Annotated in this window: 21 protein-coding genes and 1 pseudogene; 13 read left to right on the forward strand and 9 right to left on the reverse strand. The window is 71.9% G+C overall.

The annotated features are described in order from the left end of the window. Window positions 1–72 precede the first annotated feature (72 nt). Window positions 73–672, forward strand: coding sequence for a DUF998 domain-containing protein (locus ACYVJJ_RS09450; protein ID WP_460833012.1), 600 nt, complete (start codon window positions 73–75; stop codon window positions 670–672). On the opposite strand, the gene ACYVJJ_RS09455 is transcribed toward ACYVJJ_RS09450, so the two are convergent. The 3 genes from ACYVJJ_RS09455 to ACYVJJ_RS09465 are packed head-to-tail and all read right to left on the reverse strand — an operon-like array spanning window position 653 to window position 3,254. Further along, the gene (locus ACYVJJ_RS09455; protein ID WP_460833014.1) at window positions 653–904 is read right to left on the reverse strand and encodes a SemiSWEET transporter; all 252 of its coding nucleotides are present in this window, start codon (window positions 902–904) and stop codon (window positions 653–655) included. The genes ACYVJJ_RS09450 and ACYVJJ_RS09455 overlap by 20 nt on opposite strands. Further along, the gene (locus ACYVJJ_RS09460) at window positions 901–1,959 is read right to left on the reverse strand and encodes a DUF1176 domain-containing protein (protein ID WP_460833016.1); all 1,059 of its coding nucleotides are present in this window, start codon (window positions 1,957–1,959) and stop codon (window positions 901–903) included. Before ACYVJJ_RS09460 ends, ACYVJJ_RS09455 begins: the two co-directional genes overlap by 4 nt. Next, a complete protein-coding gene (locus ACYVJJ_RS09465; protein ID WP_460833017.1) occupies window positions 1,956–3,254 on the reverse strand; it encodes a metal-dependent hydrolase family protein in 1,299 nt (432 codons plus the stop codon). Before ACYVJJ_RS09465 ends, ACYVJJ_RS09460 begins: the two co-directional genes overlap by 4 nt. A 207-nt stretch (window positions 3,255–3,461) precedes the next feature. Here ACYVJJ_RS09465 and leuS point away from each other — a divergent pair, with 207 nt between their 5' ends. The 6 genes and pseudogenes from leuS to rlmH all read left to right on the forward strand — a co-directional run bounded on the left by leuS (window position 3,462) and on the right by rlmH (window position 9,665). Beyond that, complete coding sequence (gene leuS, locus ACYVJJ_RS09470; protein WP_460833361.1) at window positions 3,462–6,197, forward strand: leucine--tRNA ligase; 2,736 nt, start codon at window positions 3,462–3,464, stop codon at window positions 6,195–6,197. 106 nt (window positions 6,198–6,303) lie between these two features. Next, the gene (locus ACYVJJ_RS09475; protein WP_460833019.1) at window positions 6,304–6,879 is read left to right on the forward strand and encodes an LPS-assembly lipoprotein LptE; all 576 of its coding nucleotides are present in this window, start codon (window positions 6,304–6,306) and stop codon (window positions 6,877–6,879) included. A gap of 7 nt (window positions 6,880–6,886) precedes the next feature. Next, entirely contained in the window at window positions 6,887–7,969 is a 1,083-nt protein-coding gene (gene holA, locus ACYVJJ_RS09480) for a DNA polymerase III subunit delta (RefSeq protein ID WP_460833020.1), read from the forward strand. Further along, the gene (gene nadD, locus ACYVJJ_RS09485; protein ID WP_460833022.1) at window positions 7,969–8,634 is read left to right on the forward strand and encodes a nicotinate-nucleotide adenylyltransferase; all 666 of its coding nucleotides are present in this window, start codon (window positions 7,969–7,971) and stop codon (window positions 8,632–8,634) included. Before holA ends, nadD begins: the two co-directional genes overlap by 1 nt. A gap of 41 nt (window positions 8,635–8,675) precedes the next feature. Further along, a pseudogene (gene rsfS, locus ACYVJJ_RS09490) lies at window positions 8,676–9,071 on the forward strand (ribosome silencing factor); the annotation flags it as partial. Window positions 9,072–9,194: 123 nt separating this feature from the next. After that, window positions 9,195–9,665 carry a 23S rRNA (pseudouridine(1915)-N(3))-methyltransferase RlmH gene (gene rlmH, locus ACYVJJ_RS09495; RefSeq protein ID WP_460833023.1) on the forward strand — a complete coding sequence of 157 codons (471 nt, stop codon included), beginning with the start codon at window positions 9,195–9,197 and terminating at the stop codon, window positions 9,663–9,665. A 102-nt stretch (window positions 9,666–9,767) separates the two neighbouring features. On the opposite strand, the gene ACYVJJ_RS09500 is transcribed toward rlmH, so the two are convergent. From ACYVJJ_RS09500 to ACYVJJ_RS09510, 3 genes are all read right to left on the reverse strand, one after another. Further along, window positions 9,768–10,442 carry an energy transducer TonB gene (locus tag ACYVJJ_RS09500; RefSeq protein ID WP_460833025.1) on the reverse strand — a complete coding sequence of 225 codons (675 nt, stop codon included), beginning with the start codon at window positions 10,440–10,442 and terminating at the stop codon, window positions 9,768–9,770. Between the two features lie 179 nt (window positions 10,443–10,621). After that, window positions 10,622–10,786, reverse strand: coding sequence for a hypothetical protein (locus tag ACYVJJ_RS09505; protein ID WP_460833026.1), 165 nt, complete (start codon window positions 10,784–10,786; stop codon window positions 10,622–10,624). Window positions 10,787–10,863: 77 nt separating this feature from the next. Next, on the reverse strand, window positions 10,864–11,628 hold the full coding sequence (locus ACYVJJ_RS09510) for an SIMPL domain-containing protein (RefSeq protein ID WP_460833028.1): 765 nt from the start codon (window positions 11,626–11,628) through the stop codon (window positions 10,864–10,866). 129 nt (window positions 11,629–11,757) lie between these two features. Here ACYVJJ_RS09510 and ACYVJJ_RS09515 point away from each other — a divergent pair, with 129 nt between their 5' ends. From ACYVJJ_RS09515 to tldD, 4 genes are all read left to right on the forward strand, one after another. Next, window positions 11,758–12,351, forward strand: coding sequence for a Maf family protein (locus ACYVJJ_RS09515; RefSeq protein WP_460833030.1), 594 nt, complete (start codon window positions 11,758–11,760; stop codon window positions 12,349–12,351). Next, complete coding sequence (gene rng / locus ACYVJJ_RS09520) at window positions 12,348–13,835, forward strand: ribonuclease G (RefSeq protein WP_460833032.1); 1,488 nt, start codon at window positions 12,348–12,350, stop codon at window positions 13,833–13,835. The genes ACYVJJ_RS09515 and rng overlap by 4 nt, the downstream gene beginning before the upstream one ends. Before the next feature lie 134 nt (window positions 13,836–13,969). Beyond that, window positions 13,970–17,821 carry a YhdP family protein gene (locus tag ACYVJJ_RS09525; protein WP_460833034.1) on the forward strand — a complete coding sequence of 1,284 codons (3,852 nt, stop codon included), beginning with the start codon at window positions 13,970–13,972 and terminating at the stop codon, window positions 17,819–17,821. Between the two features lie 66 nt (window positions 17,822–17,887). Next, entirely contained in the window at window positions 17,888–19,342 is a 1,455-nt protein-coding gene (gene tldD / locus ACYVJJ_RS09530) for a metalloprotease TldD (protein WP_460833036.1), read from the forward strand. A gap of 101 nt (window positions 19,343–19,443) precedes the next feature. Here the strand turns inward: tldD and yjgA are convergent, their stop codons facing one another. After that, window positions 19,444–20,016, reverse strand: coding sequence for a ribosome biogenesis factor YjgA (yjgA, locus tag ACYVJJ_RS09535; RefSeq protein WP_460833038.1), 573 nt, complete (start codon window positions 20,014–20,016; stop codon window positions 19,444–19,446). A 145-nt stretch (window positions 20,017–20,161) separates the two neighbouring features. Between yjgA and pmbA the strand changes: the two genes are divergently transcribed. Both pmbA and ACYVJJ_RS09545 read left to right on the forward strand, forming a co-directional pair. Beyond that, window positions 20,162–21,484 carry a metalloprotease PmbA gene (gene pmbA, locus ACYVJJ_RS09540; protein WP_460833362.1) on the forward strand — a complete coding sequence of 441 codons (1,323 nt, stop codon included), beginning with the start codon at window positions 20,162–20,164 and terminating at the stop codon, window positions 21,482–21,484. 66 nt (window positions 21,485–21,550) lie between these two features. Then, the gene (locus ACYVJJ_RS09545; RefSeq protein ID WP_460833040.1) at window positions 21,551–21,970 is read left to right on the forward strand and encodes a DUF4870 domain-containing protein; all 420 of its coding nucleotides are present in this window, start codon (window positions 21,551–21,553) and stop codon (window positions 21,968–21,970) included. 84 nt (window positions 21,971–22,054) lie between these two features. Here ACYVJJ_RS09545 and ACYVJJ_RS09550 read toward each other — a convergent pair whose 3' ends face one another. Together ACYVJJ_RS09550 and ACYVJJ_RS09555 are read right to left on the reverse strand one after the other, a co-directional pair. Further along, entirely contained in the window at window positions 22,055–22,936 is an 882-nt protein-coding gene (locus ACYVJJ_RS09550; RefSeq protein ID WP_460833041.1) for a polyprenyl synthetase family protein, read from the reverse strand. Next, entirely contained in the window at window positions 22,929–23,192 is a 264-nt protein-coding gene (locus ACYVJJ_RS09555; protein ID WP_460833043.1) for an exodeoxyribonuclease VII small subunit, read from the reverse strand. The genes ACYVJJ_RS09550 and ACYVJJ_RS09555 overlap by 8 nt, the downstream gene beginning before the upstream one ends. Window positions 23,193–23,203 lie beyond the last annotated feature (11 nt).

Genomic DNA, 23,203 nt, shown 5'->3' on the forward strand with positions numbered 1-23,203 from the left:
ATATTCCTCGGAATGCCGGGCAGATGGGGGCGCGCGGACGGTGGGGCAAGGCCGGCACGCTAGCATGGCGCCATGCACCTTCCTGTCACCCCGGCGCGCGCCTGCGCGCTGCTCGCCGCCATCGCCTTCGCGGGCGCCGTGGCCGTGTTCGGCGGCCGTTTCGAGGTCTATTCGCAGCTCGCGCATCCCGTCGCGATGCTGGGGGCCTCGGGCGTCCCGCGCGCAACGGCGTTCAACGTGCTCGCCTACATGCTGCCAGGTGCGCTCGCGGCCGCTACGTCGCTGATCCTCCGCGAGCGGCTGCGCACGGCCCGGTGGACGGCGCGGCTCGGCACCCAGGCACTCGCATTCGCGGGGATCGCCTTTGCGCTGCAGGGCCTCTGGCCGCTCGACTCGCGCGACCTGTTCGCACGATCGAGTCATCTGCACGGCGCCGCGTGGACGTTCTGGTGGGTCGCTTTCGCGACCGGCGCCGTCCTGCTCTTCGCCGGGCTGCGGGAGCGGCAGCACCGCGGTCGCGCGCTGCTGGTGCTCGGTCTCTCACTCCTCACGCTGCTCGCGGCTCTCGTGGGCTCCCACGTGCTGCCCGTGGGGCTCGCGCAGCGCATCGCGTTCGGCAGCTACTTCGCCGCGCTCCTCGTCGCCGCCGGGCTCAGCCGTAGCGCAGCTTGAGCCCGAGGATCGTGCCCGACAGCGCGAGCGTGATCACGTTGGAGACGATCATCGGCCACGAGCCGAGCACCAGGCCGTAGCCGAACCAGCAGGCGACGCCGACGGTGAACACCGCATACATGCCGACGGAGATGCCGCGGGTATCCCGCGTGCGGATCGTCTTGATCGCCTGCGGGATGAACGAGACCGTCGTGAGGAAGGCCGCGACGTAGCCGATCCATTCGCCGGTCACGGGCGCGCGCCTCGCGGCGCGGCGGTGCGCCACAGGACCGGGAAATCACCGGGCAGGTGCCAGCCGGGCCGGGCGAGCATCGCGAAGTGGACGAGCCGGAACTCGCGCCCGTCGAAGATCCACGTCGCCGCCTCGCCGTAGTCGCCGATGCCGCGGCCCTTGCCGAATGACGACAGCCTCGCAGTGGCCGGTTCGAAGTCGGCGAACAGCACGTGCCCGTCCTCGTCGGGGCCGGACAGGCCGGCGGGGAAGGGCAGCAGGACGGGCCGCGCGGCCGAAGGGCGTGCGCCCGGGCCCCGGTACAGCGCGGACGCGGCCTGGTACGGGCCGCGCCAGCACAGGATCAGCGCAAGGACCTCGCCGCCGCCGATGTCGTAGAGCTGCGACGACTCGTGGCGCAGTGCCGGGTCGCAGGTGTCGGCCGGAATGGCGATCGCGGAGGTGTACCGGCGTGCCGCTTCTCCGGTGATCTCACGCACGCGGCCCGCGGCCGGCGCGGCGGGCAGCGGCTTCGGCGCCGGTATGCGCGCCTTAGACGAGCCGGGCCGTGCCAGCGCACCGGGCGTGCCCACGCGGCCCTGCACGTCGTCGACGAACAGCATCGCGGCGTTGAACCCGACCAGCGTTCCGGTTTCCGCCGCGATGCGGAAGCTTTCGGCCGCCTGCGCGGCGACGACGAACTCGCGCACCGCGTCGATGCCGCGGATCCGGACGCGAGGCTCGTCGGCCTGCGCATCGCGCGACCGCCAGTCGAGTGCGCCGGACCGGGTCGGACGCCAGCGACGCGTCCCGACGAAAATCTCGCCCCCCGATGCGGGCAGACTCTCGATGTCGAGCACCGGTTCGGCGTCGGCGCCCGCATCGCGCCGGAACCGCGCGTGCAGGCCCTCGCCGCCGTCGTCGACGAAGCCGCGCGCCTCGCAGGCGCCGGTCACGTCGCAGGCGACGATCCATTCGCCGAACTCGCGATAGACCGGTGGCGTCGGTGCCGCGGCGCTCGCGATGGATGTTGAGCAGGCGAGCAGGGCACCCGCGAAACCGGCGGCGACCCTCACGGCTGCCGGTACACCACGCCGTCCTTCATCACGAAGTCGACCTTTAGCGTGCTCGAGATGTCCTGCAGCGGGTCGCCGGGGACGGCGACGATGTCGGCGCGCTTGCCCGGCTCGATCACGCCCTGGTCGTCCGTGCCGAGCACCTGCGCGGCGAAGAACGTCGCCGACTGCAGCGCGTAGGCCGCCGGAATCCCGGCTTCGACCATGTAGACGAATTCGCGCGCGTTGTCGCCGTGCGGGCCGACGCCCATGTCGGTGCCGAAGCCGATGCGCACGCCCGCGCGGTAGGCGCGTCCGGCGGTCGCCTGGATCAGCGCGCCGATGCGTTCGGCCTTCGGGCGGACGACGGGCGGGAAGTAGCCGTCGATCTTCGCCTTGTCGGCGACGAAGCGCCCCGCGTAGATCGTCGGTACGTACCACGTACCCTTCTGCTTCATGAGCGACATGACCTCGTCGTCCATGTAGGTGCCGTGCTCGATGCTGGTCACGCCCGCGAGCACCGCGCGCTTCATGCCTTCCTTGCCGTGGGCATGCGCCGCGACGCGATAGCCGTAGTCCTTCGCGGTCTCGACGATGGCGCGGGCTTCCTCGACGGTGAACTGCGGCGCGTCGCCCGACTTCGCATACGAGAGCACGCCGGCGGTCGCGGTGATCTTGATGACGTCGCTGCCTTCCTTGTAGCGCTGGCGAACGGCCTGGCGGGCGTCGTCGATCGAATTCACCACGCCCTCGGTCGGGCCCGGCGGGCCGACGAGGTGCTGCAGCGCGGTGTTGTAGCCGTTGGTGGGGTCGGCATGGCCGCCGGTGGTGGCGATCGAGGTGCCGGCCGCCCAGATCCGCGGGCCGTCGACCAGGCCCTGGTTGATCGCATCGCGCAGGTGCGGCGCGATCGAGCCGCCGAGGTCGCGCACGCTGGTAAAGCCGGCGAGGAGGGTCTTGCGGGCATAGCCGACCGACTGGAAGGCGAAGTCGACGTCGTCGAGGCGGAATTCCTCCTCGTAGCTCTTCGGGCTCGACTGCTGCGCCATGTGCACGTGCAGGTCGGTCCAGCCCGGCGTGCAGGTGCGGCCCGCGAGATCGACGCTCCGCGCGCCCGGAACCTCGACACGGCCGGCACGCAGCTCGGCGATCCGACCGTCGCGAACGACGACGGTATGCGGCCCGAGCAGCCGGCCGGCGCGCGCGTCGAACACGCGCTCGCAGTGCAGGGCGGTGGGCTCGGCGGGCGCGGCGAAGCCGGTGGCGGACACGACCGCGAGGCCGAGGGCGAGCGGAAGGCGGGCGAGCGAGGGCATCGTGAACTCCGGTCGACAGGCGGCCGATTGAAGCACAGCCGCCGCCCGAGGGGCCGGGGGCAAAGACGTTGTCGAGCCCGCCGTGCCTCGCCCCGCGGCAGGGGGCCGGCCCGGACGCGAGGCGTGACGCCGATTTGTGCGCTGCGATAGGCTTGCCGATCGCATTCCTGGGCTTTTCCTGCCGTGTCTTCCCCCGACGCCCCCGACATCCTCGACCCCCGCGCCTTCGACCCCGCCCGCACCGAGGCCGCCGCCCAGGCGTTCTGGCGCGACACGCGGGCCTTCGAGGTCCGCGAGGAACCCGGCCGGCCGAAGTACTACTGCCTGTCGATGCTGCCGTATCCGTCGGGCGCGCTGCACATGGGGCACGTGCGCAACTACACGATCGGCGACGTCATCAGCCGCTACAAGCGCATGACCGGGCACAACGTCCTGCAGCCGATGGGCTGGGACGCCTTCGGCCTGCCGGCGGAGAACGCGGCGATCAAGAACAACACGGCGCCCGCGCGCTGGACCTACGCGAACATCGAGCACATGAAGGCCCAGCTGCAGCAGATGGGCTATGCGATCGACTGGTCGCGCGAGTTCGCCACCTGCCGCCCGGATTACTACGTCCACGAGCAGCGCATGTTCGTGCGGCTCATGAAGAAGGGCCTGGCCTACCGCAAGAACTCGGTGGTGAACTGGGACCCGGTCGACCAGACCGTCCTCGCCAACGAACAGGTCATCGACGGCCGCGGCTGGCGCACGGGCGCCCTCGTCGAGAAGCGCGAGATCCCCCAGTGGTTCCTGCGCATCACCGACTACGCGCAGGAGCTGCTCGACGGCCTCGACACGCTCCCGGGCTGGCCGGATGCGGTCAAGACGATGCAGCGCAACTGGATCGGGCGCTCGGAAGGGCTCGAGATCGCCTTCGACGTGCGTGATCCGTCCGGCGCGGCGCTCGCACCGCTCACGGTGTTCACTACCCGCCCGGACACCCTGATGGGTGTGACCTTCGTGTCGATCGCCGCCGAGCATCCACTCGCGCTGGCCGCTGCCGAGCGCGACGCGGACCTCGCCGGGTTCATCGCCGACCTGCGCCGGGGCGGCGTCTCCGAAGCCGAACTGGAAACACAGGAAAAGCGCGGCCTCGACACCGGCCTGCGCGCGATCCATCCGCTCAGCGGCGAGCCGCTGCCCGTGTTCGTCGCGAATTTCGTGCTGATGAACTACGGTACCGGCGCGGTGATGGGCGTGCCGGGCCACGACGAGCGTGACTGGGCCTTCGCGAAGAAGTACGACCTGCCCATCCGCATGGTGGTCGCACCCGCGGAGGTACGCGACGCCCTGTTCGAGGCCGCGACGCACCTCGTACGCCACGACGACCCGATGACCGTCGCGCTTGGCGAGTCGGGCGCCGCCGACGCCTACGAGACCCGCGCGGCGGTCGAGGTGGTCGACGCCTTCGAGCGCCGGATCCTCGACGAGGGCGCGTGGACCGAGAAGGGCTGGATCGTCAATTCCGACGCACTCGACGGCATGGAATACGGCGAGGCGTTCGAGTACCTCGCCGCGCGCCTCGAAGCCGAAGGCCGCGGCCGTCGCCGCGTGAACTACCGCCTGCGCGACTGGGGCGTGAGCCGGCAGCGCTACTGGGGCTGCCCGATCCCGGTAATCCTGTGCGCGCGTTGCGGCGACGTGCCGGTGCCGGAGGACCAGCTCCCCGTCCTGCTGCCGGAGGACGTCGAATTCAGCGGCGTGGCCTCGCCGATCAAGTCCGACCCCGAATGGCGTCGCACGAGCTGCCCGAACTGCGGCGGCGCTGCGGAGCGCGAGACGGACACCTTCGACACGTTCATGGAGTCGAGCTGGTACTACGCGCGCTACTGCTCGCCGGGCGCCGCCGAGCAGGTCGACGAACGTGCGAAGTACTGGCTGCCGGTCGACCAGTACATCGGCGGCATCGAGCACGCGATCCTGCATCTGCTGTACTTCCGCTTCTACCACCGCCTGATGCGCGACGCGGGCCTCGTCGATGGCGACGAGCCGGCCACGAACCTGCTCACGCAGGGCATGGTCATCGCGGACACGTTCTTCCGCGAGCTCGACAACGGCGGCAAGGACTGGATCAATCCGGCGGACGTCGAGATCGACCGCGACGAGCGCGGCAAGATCGTCGGTGCGCACAGCAAGGTCGACGGCGGCCGCGTGCAGATCGGCGGCACCGAGAAGATGTCGAAGTCGAAGAACAACGGCGTCGACCCGCAGACGATGGTGGCGAAGTTCGGCGCCGACACCGTGCGCCTGTTCTCGATGTTCGCCGCGCCGCCGGAGCAGTCGCTCGAGTGGAACGAGGCGGGCGTCGAGGGCATGGCGCGCTTCCTGCGCCGGTTCTGGCGCGAGGTCACGACGCACGTCGCGCGGCCCGACCACCCCGAGGTCGAGCCGTCGCAGCTCACGCCCGCGCAGAAGGCGCTGCGTCGCCAGCTCCACGAGGCGATCCAGAAGGTGGGCGACGATTACGGTCGCCGCCATTCCTTCAATACGGCGATCGCCGCGCTGATGGAGCTGCTCAATGCCGTCGCGAAGTTCGACGACATGAGCGACCAGGGCCGCGCGGTGCGCCACGAGGCGCTGCAGACCATGGTGCTGCTGCTCAATCCGGTCACGCCACACGTCTGCCACGCGCTGTGGCAGGCGCTCGGGCACCCCGAGACGCTTCTCGAGGACGTGCCTTTCCCGCAGGCCGACCCCGCCGCGCTGGCCCGCGACGCGGTCACGCTCGCCGTGCAGGTCAACGGCAAGCTGCGCGGCACGATCGAGGCGCCGGTCGGTGCGGCGCGCGAGGACGTCGAATCGATGGCGCTCGCCGAGCCGGGCGTCGCGAAGTTCCTCGAGGGGCAGGCGATCCGCAAGGTGATCGTGGTGCCCGGCAAGATCGTCAACATCGTCGCCGGCTGATGCGCTGCCCGCGCCCGGTGCCGTTGCGGCCCGGGCGTCACGGCGCGTTCCGCACCGCATGCCGACGCTATTGCCGTCCCGCGACTCCTTCCCGCAGACTGCCCCGATGATCCGACGCCTGCTGCCCCTCGTCCTCGCCCTCGGCCTGACCGCCTGCGGGTTCCACCTGCGCGAGGGCCTCTCGCTCCCGACGCAGTTCGGCCCGCTGCGCGTGGTCTCCGCGGACCCGTACAGCCCGCTGGCGGAATCGATCGCGCAGATGCTCGAGCGCGGTGGCGCCACGGTGGAACGCGGCGCAGGGGAAGGCGCCGTGCTCGACGTGATCACCGAGCGCTGGGGCGACCTGCCGATCAGCGTCGACGAACTCGGTCGCTCGCAGGAATTCAGCCTGCGCTACGCCGTCGTTTTCGAACTGCGTGATGCCGCCGGAACGGTCGTGGTCCCGCGCCAGACGATCGAGCTCTCTCGTGACTACGTCTCCAACCCGGTAAATGCGATCGGCGCCGAGGGCGAGCGCGAGGTTCTCTCCCGCGAGTTGCGCCGCGAGATGGGCGCATCGATCCTCCGTCGCATCGACGCGGTGTTCAAGAACGCCCCGGTGACCGGCACGCTGGAGACGCCCGAGCCCGCGATCGTCCCGTCGCCGGGCGACGCCGCGAACGGATCCTCCGGCGGCGGCTGAGCCTGCGGTGGCCGCGGAACTCACGCCGGACCAGCTCGTCGCGCGCCTGGACGGCGGACCGTTGCAGCCCGCCTACCTCGTCGCCGGGCCCGAGCCGCTGCTGGTGCTCGAGGCGGCCGACGCCGTGCGCGCGGCGGCCCGGCGTGACGGAATCGGCGAGCGCGAGGTCCACGAGGCCGGCGGCGGCCAGCGCGAGCCCGACTGGGATGCCCTGAGTGCGAGCTTCCATGCGCCGAGCCTGTTCGCCTCGCGGCGGCTCGTCGAACTGCGCCTGCCCACCGGCAAGCCGGGCAAGGAGGGGGCCGCGGTGATCAGCGAGTACTGCGCGGCGCCGTCGCCCGACGTCATCCTGCTCGTGACCGCGGAGGACTGGTCGCGCCAGCACGGCGGCGCCTGGAGCGAGGCGATCGCACGGATCGGCGCGGTGGCCATCGCATGGGCGGTGAAGCCGCACGAACTGCCCGGCTGGCTGGAGCGGCGGCTCAAGTCGCGCGGCTTCGCGCCCGATCGCGATGCGGTGATGCACCTCGCCGAGCGCGTGGAGGGCAACCTGCTCGCCGCGGCGCAGGAGGTCGAGAAGCTCATGCTGCTGCTGGGCACCGCACCGGCCGCACCGGGCGCCGGCCGCGGTTCTCTGCGGCCGCTGACGCTCGCGACGCTCGAAGCGCTGGTCGCCGACGCGTCGCGTTACGACGTCTTCCGGCTGATCGATGCCGCGATGAACGGGCAGGTGCCGCAGGTGCCGCGGGTCCTCGCCGGGCTGCGTGCGGAAGGCGAAGCCGTGCCCGGCCTGCTGGGGATGATCGTGATGGAACTCCAGCGCGGCGCGGCGCTCGCACAGATGCAGGCCCGCGGCGGCAACCTCGCGGCGGCGTTCAAGGCGCAGCGCATCTGGGACTCGCGCCAGCCGATGTACCGGCGCGCCCTGCAGCGCCATGCGCCCGCCGCATGGGATGCGCTGCTGGTGCAGGCCGGCCGCGTCGACCGCATCGCCAAGGGCCGTGCGGCGGGCGACGCCTGGGTCGAGCTCGAACGGCTGATGCTCGCGCTCGCCGATCGCCCCGCGGTGCGGCTGCTCGCGGCGAACTGATGCGGGCCTACGTCGGATACGGCGGCACGTTTGATCCGGTCCATCGCGGGCACGTGGCGGTTGCGCTCCACGTACGGGCCACGCTCGGCGTCGACGTCCACCTGGTTCCTGCCGCCGACCCGCCGCACAAGGACGCCACGCATGCCGACGCCAGGCACCGGCTGCGGATGGTCGAGCTCGCGGTGGCCGGCGAGCGGGGGTTGCGGGTCGATGCCCGTGAGCTTTCGCGCGACGCGCCCTCCTATACCGTCGACACGCTGCTCGAGCTGCGGGCCCAGCTCGGCAGCGCGCTGCCGGTCGTCTGGATGATCGGCGCGGATTCGCTTTCCCAGCTGCATCGGTGGCATCGCTGGCGCGAGCTCTTCGCGCTCGCGCACGTGCTGACGGTCGCGCGCCCGGGCCACGCGACGATGCCCGAGGTCGCGCGCGGCGCCCCGGCGGGACTCGTCGACGAGCTCACGACGCGGCTGTCGCCGCTGCATACCCTGCTCGACGCGCCGGCGGGCCGCCTCGCGCTGCTGCCGGTGGATCCGCCGCGCGAGGAGTCGTCGACCGCCGTGCGCGCGCGGATCGCCGCCGGGCAGCCGTGGCGCCACTTCGTCCCGGCGCCGGTGGCGGCCTACATCGACCGTCACCGGCTATATGCACCGGGCGTCGCAGCCTAGCGCCCTATACTGGCCTTCACGCACCACGGAGCCCTTCGCCCTTGAGCACCCAAGCCCACGTCATCAAGACCCGCCTGCCCAGCCCGCCCCCCTCGGTGGACGAACTGCTGAAGACCGTGCGCGAGGCGGTCGAGGAGTTGAAGGCGCGCGACATTGTCGAGATCGACGTAAGGGGCAAAAGCAGCGTCACCGACTACATGGTGATCGCCTCCGGCACCTCGACGCGGCACGTGAAGTCGATCGCCGACGAGGTGGTGAAGTTCGCGAAGAACCTCGATGTCATGCCGCTGGGCGTGGAAGGCGAGCGCGAGGCCGAATGGGTGCTCGTGGACCTGGGTGATGTCGTGGTGCACGTGATGCTGCCGCGCGTGCGCGAGTTCTACGCGCTCGAGCGACTGTGGACGGTCGGCGACGAGCCGCCGGGCCGCATGGACGAACTCCAGAACGGCTCGCTCGGCGAGGACGACGAGGAGCCGCTGAGCTTCGAGGACGACGCCGACGAGTTCGACGTGGAACGGCGTCCGCGCCCCTCGCTCTGACCCGCGTCGGCTGAGCCCGCCATGAAGGCACGCCTCGTCGCCGTCGGCGAGCGCGCGCCCGGCTGGGTCGCCGAAGGCTTCGGCGAATACCGGAAGCGCCTCTCGCACTGGCTGCCGCTCGAACTGCTCGAGGTGGAGCCGGGCCTGCGCGGCAAGGGGCGTGACCCGGCGCGCGCGATGGCGGACGAGGGCGCGCGCGTGCTCGCGGCGGTGCCGCGCGGCGCCTGGATCGTGATGCTCGATGGTCGCGGGCGCGCATGGACGTCGGAGCAGCTCGCGCAGCGCCTTGAGCACTGGCGCGGACAGGGGCGGGACCTCGCCTTCCTGATCGGCGGCCCCGAAGGCCATGCCGACGACGTGCGCGCGAAGGCGGACGAGTCGTGGTGCCTCGGCCCACTCACGCTGCCGCACATGCTCGTGCGCCTCGTGGTCGCCGAGCAGCTCTATCGGGCGGCGGCGCTGCTCGCGAATCATCCGTATCACCGCGCCTGAAGCGGTGGACTGCGCCGTGGGCAGCAGCACGCGGTCAGCGGCCCAACCCGACGCGCGTCCCTGCGCCATCGGGGCATTCGCGGCCGACGCCGAACGCCGGCCTCACTCGTCGAGGCGGAATTCCACCGGCACCATGCCGATCGCCTGCACCGCGCGCCCGTTGCGCATCGCCGGGCGGAATTTCCACTTCGACAGGACCTGCTTGCGGGCCGCGGCATCGAGCACGCGGTGCCCGCTGGAGCGCGAGACCTTCACGTCGAGCGGCGTGCCGTCGACGTCGACGAGAACTTCCAATACGACGGTGCCCGTCAGTTGGTCGCGGATCGCCTCGCGCGGGAAGGCCGGCGGCGGAGCGCTCGCGTACTCGAGGTGTGCGCCTTCCATGGGGCGGCCGTCGTCCGGCGGGAGCACCGGATCGGCGGGCGGAACGACGGGACCGATGTGCTCGGGCACGATCTCGGCCTGCTCGTCGCCGGGCTGCGAGTCGACGAGCACCGGCGGCGTGATCGGGGCCGGGCGTGGCTGCTCGCGAACGGGCGCGCGATCACGGGGGCGTTGCCGCTCGATCGGGACCCGGATCGGCTCCTCTTTCTTCGCCTGCGGTGGCGGGATCAGGATCACGTCGGGCTCTTTCTTGCCGAGCTCGGCCACCGGCGGCGCCGTCATCGGCGCAACGAGAAACATCAGCAGCATCCCGTTGAACGCGATGGCGGCGCTGATGGCGGCGATGCGGGACTTGTCGGGATGGACGTCGCGGAAGTGGATCGCTGTCTGCATGACCGGCTCCAGAGGGACTGTGCCGGATCGAACGCATCACGTGGACGTATGGGGTTCGTGCGTGGTTCGGAAGCGCGATTCCGTGGCCGCCGTCGCATTGCCGGGGCGATGACGTGCAACATCGGACCGACAACGAAAAAGGCCTGCGATGCAGGCCTTTTCGACGGCACGCGAGTGTGTCAGGGGGAGTCGGCGGCGGGGTCGGGACGTGCGACCGGATCGCGTTCGAGGCCGCCTGCCTCGGGGTTGGGCAGCTTCCCGAAGTTCTCGCCGCGGGCGTCCGGCTGATTGCGCGGAACGTCCTCGCGGCTGTCGGGGTTTGCGTCGTCGTAGCCCGGGTTCATGCCCGGTCGTGGATCCGGCTTCGGGCCGGGCTCCGGCGGAGCGTTGCCGGCCGCGCCGGCGCTGGCGTCGCGTGGATTCACTGCGTACTCCCGAGTTCGAAGATCACGTTGAGGCTCACGCCGAGCACGTTCTCGCCCGGCGCAATGGGCGTCGCCTGGTCGCGTGCCATCGCCTTCATCGCGCCCATCTCGATCATCGGCCGCGGCCCGCCCTGCATGCCCGTCTCGTCGATGCTGACGATGCGGCGGACGCGCAGCCCGAGCGTGCGCGCGTACATGTCGGCACGCGCACGCGCCTTCTCGAGTGCCGAGCGGCGCGCCTCGTCGAGCACGGGGTCCTTGTCGTCGATGTCGAAGGTGGGGCCGTTGATCTGGTTCGCGCCCGTCGCGACCAGCGCGTCGAGGATGCGGCCGAGGCGACCCAGGTCGCGCACGGTCGCGTTGACCGTGTTCATCGCCTGGTAGCCGGTGATCACCGGCGGCTGGTTCTCGGCGTAGCGGTACTGCGGGTTGAGGTTGACGCCGGAGGTCTGCACGTCGCGCTCGGCGATGCCGGCCGCGCGCAGCGCCGCGACGACGCGCGTCATCTGCTCCGCGTTCGCGCGCATCGCGGCGTTCGCGTCGGCGGCCTGCGTGACGACGCCCGTCGAGACGGTCGCGATGTCGGGTGCGCGGCGTGCTTCGGCCTGCGCGGAGACCGTCAGCAGCGTGCCGTCGGCGGCCACCTGCACGGTGGCGGGCGCCTGCGCCGCGGCGCTCATCGACGCACCGCCGAGGCCGAGTGCGACGGCAAGGACGAGGCTGTGGAAACGGGGGCGGCGCGGGGCATGGAGAAGCTTCATCGGGTGGTGCTCCTTGGAGGGAAGGGTCGTGCCGTTGCGGTGAACGAGCGGTGAGCCGTCGCGGGGTTGTGCGCGGGATGGGCCGTTCAGCACAGGGTGCCGGTCGGGCGACCGGGTATTCTTGCGCCGATGCTCTATCTCGCCTCCAAATCGCCGCGTCGGCGCGAACTGCTCGGCCGCCTGGGCCTCGTCCCCGACGTCCTCGACATCGACATTCCCGAAGTCCGCCAGCCCGGTGAGCCCGCGCTCGACTACGTGCGGCGCGTGGCCCGCGAGAAGGCCGGCGCCGGGCTGCTCGCGGTCGGCTCGAGCCCCGACGCACTGGTGCTCGCGGCGGATACCGAGGTCGTTCTCGACGACGAGGTCTTCGGCAAGCCCGCCGACGCCGACGACGCGGCGGCGATGCTGATGCGACTGTCCGGCCGCACGCACCAGGTCGTGAGCGTGGTCTGGCTGATGTCCGCCTCCCGCGAGGCGCAGGCGATCAGCCTGTCCGAGGTCACCTTCGCCGCGCTCACGCCGGGCCAGCTCGACGGCTACCTCGCCACCGGCGAGTGGGCCGGCAAGGCGGGCGCCTATGCGATCCAGGGCCGTGCGGAGGCGTTCGTGACGCGGCTCGACGGCAGCTACTCCGGCGTGATGGGGCTGCCCGTGCACGACACGGCGCGCCTGCTCGCCGACTTCGGCGTCGACGTTTTCGCGGCGGACGGGGCGGGCGCATGACCGAGGAGATCCTGATCAACGTCACGCCGCGCGAGACGCGCGTGGCGGTCGTCGAGAACGGCATGCTGCAGGAGCTGCACATCGAACGCGGCTGGCGGCGTGGCGTGGTCGGCAACATCTACAAGGGCCGCGTGCAGCGCGTGATGCCGGGCATGCAGGCCGCGTTCGTCGACATTGGCCTGGAGCGCGCGGCTTTCCTGCATGCCGGGGATGTCGTCAAGCCGGCGCCGGTGGGCGAAGGCGGCGAGGAAGCCGCGCCGCTGCCATCCCAGCCCACGCGACCGATCACCGAGTTGCTGCGCGACGGGCAGGACATCGTCGTGCAGGTGGTGAAGGACCCGATCGGCAGCAAGGGCGCGCGGCTGACCACGCAATTGTCGATACCGTCGCGCTATCTCGTGCTGCTGCCGCGCACGCGCGTGGTCGGCGTCTCGGCGCGCATCGAGGACGAAACCGAGCGCGCGCGACTCAAGCACATCGTGACGTCGGCATCGCCCGGCGGCGCGCAGCACGGCTACATCGTGCGCACGAACGCCGAAGGCCAGCCCGACGAGGCGATCGCCGAGGACGTCGCCTACCTGGGTCGCGTCTGGTCGCTGATCGAGGAGCGCTCGCAGGCGTCGAAGGTGGGCGAGCGTGTCTACGAGGATCTGTCGCTGCCGATGCGCGCGGTCCGCGACCTGCTGCGTCGCGACGTCGAGAAGGTGAAGGTGGACTCGCGCGAGACCTGCGACCGGCTGAAGGCGTTCGCCGCACAGTACATGCCGGGCCTCAACGAGAAGATCGAGCATTACGCCGGCGCTCGGCCGATCTTCGACCTCTACGGCGTGGAGGACGAGATCCAGCGGGCGCTCGAGAAGCAGGTGCCGCTCAAGAGCGGCGGCTACCTCGTCATCGACCAGACCGAGGCCATGACGACGATCGACGTGAACACCGGTTCATTCCTCGGTCAGCGCAACCTCGAGGAAACCGTGTACCGCACGAATCTCGAGGCCGCCCAGTCGGTCGCGCGTCAGCTTCGACTCCGCAATCTTGGCGGCATCATCATCATCGACTTCATCGACATGACGGATGCCGAGCACAAGCGGCAGGTGCTCCGCCAGCTCGAGAAGGCGCTCGCCCGCGACCACGCCAAGACGACCGTGTACGACTTCTCCCCGCTGGGTCTCGTCGAGATGACCCGCAAGCGCACCACCGAGAGCCTGCAGCGGCAGCTGTCCGAGCCCTGTCACGAGTGCGGCGGCCGCGGCTCGCTGAAGACGCCGGAGACGGTGACCTACGAGATCTTCCGCGACATCGTGCGGCAGGTGCGCCAGTTCGATGCGCAGCGCCTGCTGGTGATCGCGTCGCCGAAGGTGGTCGCACGCATCACCGACGAGGAATCGGCGGCCGTCGCGGAGCTCGAGGAATTCCTCGCCAAGTCGATCCGCTTCCAGGCGGACGAGCAGTATTCGCAGGAGCAGTTCGATGTCGTGCTGCTCTGACGCCTGCGTGGCCTCGCGCGCGTGATGCGGCCCCGTGCGGCGTGCAGCGTCGGCGCGGCGGGGCCGCGTCGCGCGCATCGCCACGCGTGCTTCGCGCCCGCCGGCTTCCTTTCCTCTTCGGACTTCGCCGCCCCGTGATCCTCCGCCACGCCAAGCGCGCGCATGTCGGTCTCGGCTATCTGCTGGCCGCGGCGGTGATCGGCTTCGCGATCGTGCTGGGCCTGGCGAGCCTCGCGCTGCCGCTGCTCGCGCAGCACCCGGCGCGCGTGGAGGCCTGGCTGGAGCATCGCACCGGCCGGCCGGTGGCCTTCGATGCGCTGCGCACCGACTGGACGCGGCTCGGCCCGCTGGTGCGCCTGCAGGGCCTGCGGATCGGCGAGGGTGGCGACGCGGTGCTCCTGGGCGACGCCGAGCTCCTCGCGTCCGTCTACCAGGGCCTGCTTCCGGGCCATGCCTTCACCCAGCTGCGCCTGCGTGGGCTGGATCTCACGCTCGAGCGGGGTCGCGACGGGCTCTGGCATGTCCGCGGGCTGCCGGGGCAGGAAACGGCCGGGGGCGATCCCTTCGCCGCGCTCGATCGCCTCGGCGAGCTGCACGTCGTCGACGGCCGACTCGCGGTGGTCGCGCCGGAGCTGGGCATCGATCTCACCGTGCCGCGCGTCGACGTGCGCATGCGCGTGGACGGCGACCGCGTGCGGGCCGGCGTGCGCGCGTGGCCCGCCGCGAATGCAACGCCGGTGGATGGCGTGGTCGAGTACCGGCGCGCGAGCGGCGACGCGAACGTCTACGCGGGCGCGCAGCGTGTCGACCTTGCGCGCTGGTCGGGCGCGCTCAAGGCCGCCGGCGTTCGCGTCACGGGCGGGCGCGGGCGCGCGGAAGCGTGGGCCGACGTGCGCGACAAGCGTGTCACCCGCGTGACGGCGCGTGCTTCGCTGGGCGAGGTGACGCTCGCCGGTGCGCCGCTCGACGGTCGCGCGCCGGCCTTCGACGTCGGCACGCTCGACGTGCTTGGCGAATGGACGGCCGCCGCGGGTCGCTGGAGCGTGGCGTTGCCGCGCCTGCGCATCGGCGCCGGCCAGCGGGAGCAGACGCTCGACGGCCTCGCCATCGCGGGCGGTGGCCGCTTCGGACTCGCCGCGCGCGAGGTCGACGCCGCGCCGCTGCTGCAGGCGGCGGCGCTGACCGACCGCATGGAGCCCGGCCTGCGCCGCTGGATCCGTGCCGCGCGGCCCGCCGGGCTGGTGCAGGAATTGCGGATGCACGGCCGTGGCGAGGCGCTACGGGTGGAGGCCCGCGTGCGTCGAATCGGCTTCGCACGCGTGGGGGGCAGCCCCGGCATCTCGGGGCTCGCCGGCGGCGTGCTCGCCGATACCCGCGGCCTCGAGTTCGACTTCGACCCGACGAGCCCCGTCCGCTTCGCATGGCCGCAGGCGTTCGGCCCCGACCACGTCGTGCGACTCAGCGGCCGGGCCAACGGCTGGCAGGATGCGCCGGGCTGGCGCGTCGACACGCAGGCCCTGCACGTGGCGGGCGAAGGCTATGCCGCCGACGTGCGCGGCGGGCTGCAGTGGCAGGGCGACGGCAGTCGCCCGTGGATGACGCTCGCCGCGGACATCCGGCCGGCGCAGGTTCCGGTCGCCAAGCGCTTCTGGGTGCGCCACGTCATGCCCGCCACCGTCGTCCACTGGCTCGATGCCGCGCTGGTCGGCGGCCGCGTGGAGCAGGGGCGCGCGATCGTCGCCGGGGACCTCGACCACTGGCCGTTCGTCCACGGCGAGGGGCGCTTCGAAGCGCGCGGCCACGTCGTCGGCGCCACGGTGAAGTTCCAGCCGGACTGGCCGGCCGCGGAGGACGTCACTGCCGACGTCGCCTTCGTCGGCAACGGTTTCGAGATCGACGGCCGCGGCCGGGTCGGGCAGATCGCGCTGCCCCGCCTGCAGGCGTCGATCGACGACTACAGCCACGGCACGCTCCGCGTCGACGCGCAAGGCCTCGCGGACGCCGCGCGGGTGCTCGAGGTGGTGCGCGCGAGTCCGCTGCGCGCGATGCAGCCGGAAACGTTCGACGCGATCTCGGCCTCCGGCCCGGCGGCGGTGGAGTTCGGGCTTTCGATGCCGCTCGGCCGGGCCGAGCCGCTCGCCATCGACGGCAGCGTGGACCTACGCGGCGCGACGCTCGCCGATCGGCGCTGGAACCTGCGCTTCGACGACGTGCGCGGCCGCGCCCGCTACGACCAGGCCGGCTTCGCCGCCGACCGCCTGCTCGTGCGCCACGACGGCCAACCGGGCGCGCTCGCGCTGCGGGCGGGTGTCGGACATGTGCGGGATGCGCGCAATGCGTTCGAGGGTGGTGTCGACGGCAGCTTCGACATCGATGCGCTGCTGGCGCGCGCACCCGAGATGGCCTGGCTCGCGCCGCACGTCGGGGGGCGCTCGACATGGACCGTCGGCGTGGTGGTGCCGCGGGCCGCGCCGGGCGTCAGCGAGAGCGCACACCTGCAGCTGCGGTCGTCGCTGGTCGGCACCGCGCTCGATCTCCCCGCGCCGCTGCGCAAGCCGTCGGGCGAGGCGCTCGCGGCATTCGTCGACACGCCCCTGCCGTTGGGCAGCGGCGACGTCACCGTCGCGCTCGGCGACGTCATGGGCGTGCGTGCGCGCACGGTGCGTGGCCGCACCGGGGTGCGCGTGGCGCTCGGCGGCGGCACGGTGTCGGAGCCGGCGCCCGCGGAGGGACTGGTCGCGACGGGCCGCGCCGCGCAGCTCGACGCACTCGACTGGATCGCCTTCGCACGCGGCGGAACGGGAAGCGGGGGCGATGGGCTGTCGCTGCAGCGCGTCGACGTCAGCACCGCCCGGCTGATGATGCTGGGCGGGCAGTTCGGCGAGTCCCGCCTGCAGGTCGCGCCGGCGGCGGGCGGCGCCCTCGGGGTTCGCGTCGACGGCCCGGCACTGGCCGGCAGCATCACCGTGCCCGACCGGGGCGGCACGATCAGCGGGCGCTTCGCGCGCGTGCATTGGCGTCCGCCGCCAGCGCCGGCGGCAGGCTCGCGCACGACGCCGGCCGTAGCGAATGCGTCGCGCGGGGGCCCGGCGCCCTCGGCGCGCACCGCCGCCGCGGCGGCGCCTGCTTCGGTCGATCCTGCGGGCCTGCCCGGCATCTCGGTCGACATCGACGACCTGCGGCTGGGGACGGCGTCGCTCGGCGCCTCGCGGCTGCGCATGCGCCCGATGCCGGGCGGCCTCGCGCTCGAGCAGTTCGTCGCGCAGGGACGCGGCCAGAAGATCGAGGCGACCGGCAGCTGGACAGGCCGTGCGAGCGCGGCGCGCACGCGGCTCGACGTCGCGGTGACCAGCAGCGACTTCGGCGCGCTGCTCGCAGGCTTCGGCTTCGGGGGGCGTCTGGGCGGTGGAAAGGGCACGGCCCGCTTCGTCGCCGGCTGGGAGGGCGCGCCGACCGACTTCTCCGCTGCGGCACTCGAGGGCAGCCTGGCGGTGGATGCACGTGACGGCCGCCTGCTGGAAGTGGAGCCCGGGGCGGGGCGCGTGCTCGGCCTGCTCAGCCTCGCCGAGCTGCCGCGCCGGCTCACGCTCGACTTCCGCGACTTCTTCTCGAAGGGTTTCAGCTTCAACCGCCTGCGCGGCACCGTGCGCCTCGGTGGCGGGCTCGCGCGGAGCGAGGGCCTCGCGATCCGCGGCCCCGCGGCCGATATCGACATCGAAGGCGCGGCCAACCTGCGCCAGCAGACCTTCGACCAGACCATCGAGGTGCGCCCCAAGTCCGGCAACCTGCTCACGGCCGTCGGCGCACTCACGGGCGGGCCGGTCGGCGCGGCGATCGGCGCGGCGGCCAATGCCGTGCTGCGCAAGCCGCTGGGCCAGATCGGCGCCAAGACGTACCGCGTGACCGGCCCCTGGGCCGATCCCAAGGTCGAGGTGATGAGCCGCAGCCAGAGCCGCACGCATGTCCCCGTCGAGCCCGCCGGCTGAGCGCTCACGCCGGCTTCCCTATAGTCCCCGCAGCGGCGCCCGCGTCGCGCCACCACGGAATAGTCCATGACCGAAGCGCTGTCGTCCGCCGAATCCCGCCTGCTCGCGCCCGCCGGGCTGGATGTCGCCAGCCTCGACCGCGCCTTCGCCGCGCTCGTTGCCCCCGGCGTCGATTTCGGCGATCTCTACTTCCAGCACGCGCGCCGCGAGAGCTGGACGGTCGAGGACGGCATCGTCAAGGACGGGGCGCACTCGATCGAGCAGGGCGTGGGCGTACGTGCGATCAGCGGCGAGAAGACGGGCTTCGCGTACTCCGACGAGATCGACACGCGTGCCTTGCTGGAGGCCGCGCAGTCCGCGCGTGCGATCGCCAAGGGGACCGTGGCGAGCGACGCGCTCGCGGGCGATCGCCCGCTGGTCCGCAGCGGCGGGCGCGCACTGTATGCCGCCTTCGATCCCATCGACGCGATGGGCAACGAGGCCAAGGTCGAGGCGCTGCGCCGCGTCGACCGCCTGCTGCGCGCCGCCGATCCGCGCGTGCGTCAGGTGACGGTGAGCCTGTCCGGCGGTGTCGACACGGTGCTGGTCGCGCGCAGCGACGGCCTGGTCGCGGCCGACGTCCGGCCGCTCGTGCGGCTCAACGTGCAGGTCATCGTGGAGCACGGCGGCCGGCGCGAGCAGGGCTATGCGGGCGGTGGCGGGCGCTATGGCTATGACGAGCTGCTCGGCGGCGATACACCGGAACGTCTCGCGCGCGAAGCGCTGCGGCAGGCGCTGGTGAACCTCGACGCCATCGACGCGCCGGCGGGCGTCATGCCGGTGGTGCTCGGCAGCGGCTGGCCCGGCGTGCTGCTGCACGAGGCGGTCGGCCACGGGCTCGAGGGCGACTTCAATCGCAAGGGCACGTCGACGTACGCCGGCCGCATCGGCCAGCGCGTCGCCTCGCCAGGCGTGACCATCGTCGACGACGGCACGCTGCCCGGCCGCCGCGGGTCGCTCAACATCGACGACGAGGGCACGCCGACGAACTGCACCACGCTCATCGAGGACGGCGTGCTCGTCGGCTACATGCAGGACACGCTCAACGCGCGACTCATGGGCATGCAGCCCACCGGCAACGGCCGTCGCGAGTCGTTCGCGCACCTGGTCATGCCGCGGATGACCAACACCTACATGCTCGCCGGCCCGCACGATCCGCAGGAGATGATCCGTTCGGTCAAGCGCGGCCTGTACGCGGTCAACTTCGGCGGCGGACAGGTCGACATCACGTCCGGGAAGTACGTCTTCTCGGCGACCGAGGCCTACATGATCGAGGACGGCGTGGTCACCGCGCCAGTGAAGGGCGCGATGCTGATCGGCAACGGGCCGGAGACCATGCAGAAGGTGCGGATGATCGGCAACGACCTCGCGCTCGACGAAGGCGTGGGCGTCTGCGGGAAGGATGGACAGAGCGTGCCCGTGGGTGTCGGCCAGCCCTCCCTGCTGATCGACGGGCTCACGGTCGGCGGTACGCGGGCCTGAGGGTGCCGGTGCGCACGGGCGGCGCAGCGCTCGCTCGGCATCGAGCTCCCTCGCGACGAGCGGGCGGCCGAAGCCGCGCCGCCGCCCCGTCGATCTCGCGATCAGTGCGCCGCGTCGTCGATGGCGTCGTCCTCGTGCGCGGCTGCGGCATCGCCACCAGCCAGCACCGCGTCGCGGATCTCGCGGAAGAGTTCACGATACGACTGCGGCGGCTTGCCGCGTCGGCGCTCCTCGAGTGCATTGCGCACGAGTTGCCGCAGGCGCTGGCGGTCGCCCTGCGGGTGCGCGTCGAGGAAGCGCGCCAAGGCCTCGTCGCCGCCGTCGAGCAGGCGGTCGCGCCAGTCCTCGACGCGATGCATCGCCGCCACCTCCACCCGCGCGGCCTTGCTGTTCTCGTCGAGCGCGTCGCGCATCGCCTGCAGCTCGGACTCGTCGAGCCGGCGCATCTGCTTGGCCAGGAACGCCAGCTGGCGCTTGCGCGCGACGTTCGCGGTGATACGCCGCGTGTCCGCGATGTGCGGAAGCACCGCCTCGGGCACCGGCACGCGCGCCAGCTGCGCCTCGCTCAGCGCGGCGAGGGTCTCGGCCAGCTCCAGCACGCCGAGCGCCTGCCGCCGCTTCTCGCTGCGGCTGGGGCTGAGGAATTCACCGCTTTCTTCGTCGCGACCGCGCATCGTGCCTCCAGCGCGCGAACCCGGTCGCGACGCTCGTTGATCCGTCCGCGGCCGTGGCCGTGGATGCAAGGCCCGGAAGGATAAGACATTGAACGCGATCGCCCCGACGACGACCCTCCACGACGACAGCACCGAGCGCCTCGACATGCTCTCGGGCCTCGCCGAGCGCCTCATCGACCACTGCCGCCGAAAGGGCGCGACGCAGGCCGAGGTGAGCTGCTCGGAAGACGCCGGGCTGAGCGCGACGGTGCGCATGGGCGAGGTCGAGACCGTCGAATCCAACCGCGATCGCGGCATCGCCGTCACCGTCTACTTCGGCAGGCGCAAGGGCAGCGCCAGCACCGCCGACCTGCGCGACGAGAGCCTGGTCGCGACGGTCGAGCAGGCCTGCGCCATCGCGCGGTACACCGAGGAAGATCCCGCCGCAGGGCTCGCCGACGCCGCGCTGATGGCGCGCGAAATGCCCGAGTTCGACAGCTGGCACCCGTGGGCGCTCGACGCCGACCGTGCGATCGAGCTCGCTCTCGCCTGCGAGTCCGCCGGGCGCGACGCCGATGCGCGCATCGAGAACTCCGACGGCGCGACGGTGAGCAGTGGGCGCAGCGTGTCGGTCTACGCCAACACGCACGGCTTCCTGGGACGTGAGCGGCATACACAGCACAGCCTCGGCTGCGCGCTGATCGCCGGCCGCGGCGACGGCATGCAGCGCGACGGCTGGTACACGTTCGGCCTCGCCGAACGCGACCTGGATGCGCCGGCGGCCGTCGGGCGTCGCGCCGCCGAGCGCGCGGTCTCGCGGCTGGACCCGCGCCAGGTGCCGACCGGCGAGTACCCGGTGCTGTTCGCCGCGGAAATGGCACGCTCGCTTATCGGCCACCTGCTCGGCGCGGTCTCGGGCAGCGCGCTCTATCGCGGCGCGAGTTTCCTGGTCGACGCGGTGGGCACGCCGCTGTTCCCGGACTGGTTCGGGATCGATGAACGTCCGCACCTCGTCCGCGGGCTGCGCTCGTCGGCCTTCGACGCCGAAGGCGTGGCCACGCGCGATTCGTCGCTGGTGGAGGGCGGCGTGCTCCGCCGCTACGTGCTCGGCAGCTACTCGGCGCGCAAGCTCGGCCTCGAGACCACCGCGAACGCGGGCGGCGTGCACAACCTCCAGGTCACCGCGAATGCCGGCGGCCTCGGAGAGCTGCTCGGCCGCATGGGCCGCGGCATCCTCGTCACCGAGCTGATGGGCCACGGGGCGAACACGACGACCGGCGACTATTCGCGCGGCGCGGCCGGCTTCTGGGTCGAAGGCGGCGAGCTGCGCTATCCGGTTGACGGCATCACCGTGGCCGGCAACCTGCGCGCGATGTTCGGTGCGATCGAGGCCGTGGGCAACGATGTCGACCGGCGCTCGCACATCCTGACCGGCTCGATCCTCGTCGGTCGCATGACCGTCGCGGGCAGCGTGACCGACGGCGGTTGACCATCCGCTGCGTCCGGCGGAAAGTGGCGGCTCCGGCAACAGCCTTCACACCACCAGGACACGGCGATGAGCGACTTCAACGAACCTTCGAGCGGCCCTTCGGTTCCACCGCCGCATTACGGCGATGCCGCCGCCGTCGGCACGTCCCGCACTACGGAAGAGCGCCAGTGGGGCATGTTCGCGCACGTCGCGGCCGTGCTCGGCCTGATCCTGCCGTTCGGCAACATCATCGGCCCGCTGATTCTCTGGCTGATGAAGAAGGACACGATGCCGTTCGTGGACGACCAGGGCAAGGAAGCGCTGAACTTCCAGATCACGGTCACGATCGCCATGCTGATCGCGGGTGCATCGATGATCGTGCTGATCGGCTTCCTGCTGCTGCCTGCGGTCGCGATCGCCGCGCTCGTGCTCACCGTCATGGCGGCGATCAAGGCGAACGAGGGCGTGGCCTACCGCTATCCGTTCACGCTGCGGCTGATCAAGTAAGCCCAGCGGTCGACCGACGGAAAGGCCCGGCGCTGCCGGGCCTTTTCATTTGACGAGGGGGCTGACGCGTCGGTGGCTGCCGCGTCAGTGGCTGCGCTGTACGGCGTATGCGGCCAGGAGCCGCAGCGCGCCAGCGCGCTCGCCGAACGGCTCGAGCGCCGCTTCCATGGTCTCGCAGAGCGCGGCCAGCCGCAGGCGCGAGGCATCGAGGCCCAGCAGCCCCGGGAAGGTCGCCTTGTCCTGCAGCGCGTCCTTGCCGGCGGTCTTGCCGAGCGCGGCGCTGTCACCCTCGACATCGAGGATGTCGTCCCGCACCTGGAAGGCGAGCCCCAGCGCATCCGCGAACCGGTCGAGCGACGCCAGCGCATCGCCGTCGGCCCGGCCGCAGAGCGCGCCCATGCGCACCGACGCGCGGATCAGGGCACCGGTCTTGAGGGCGTGCAGGCGTTCCAGCGCCGGGACGTCGACCTCCGCGCTGCGGCCCGTCGCCTCGAGGTCGAGCGCTTGGCCACCGCACATTCCTGCGCCGCCGGCCGCACGCGCGAGCGTGGCGACGAGCGCGACCGCCACGGGCGGCGACACGGGTGCAGCGACGAGAACGTCGAAGGCGAGTGCCTGCAGGGCATCGCCCGCGAGGATCGCCGTAGCCTCGTCGAAGGCGACGTGCACGGTCGGTTGGCCGCGGCGGAGCGTGTCGGCGTCCATCGCCGGCAGGTCGTCGTGCACCAGCGAGTAGGCATGCACCAGCTCGACCGCGACGGCCGATGCGAGTAGCGGCGCCTCGTCGGCATCGAAGACGCTGCCCGCGGCGAATGCGAGCAGGGGGCGCATGCGCTTGCCGCCGAGCAGGACCGCATGCCGCATCGCGTCCGACAGGCGTGGCGGTACCGCCGGTGCGGATGCGAGGGCCTGCGCCAGTGCGTCGTCTATGCGAACGCGCCAGGCGTCGAAGGCGGGGTCAGGCATCCGGGGCGGGCAGGTCGGGATACGGCTGCGCGGACTCGGGATCCTGCGGATCGGTCAGCAGGCGTACGCGCATCTCGGCGTCCTCGAGCGCCGTCTGGCAGCGCCGGTACAGGCCCACGCCGCGCTCGTACGCCGCGAGCGATTCCTCGAGCGACATGTCGCCCTGTTCCATCCGCTCGACGAGTTGCTCGAGGGCATCGAGCGAGCGCTCGAAATCGGCGACGGGGGAGGGCTCCGCGGGATTCTTCTTCGCCATCGGGCAAGTGT

Source organism: Lysobacter humi (ex Lee et al. 2017) (assembly GCF_054781815.1).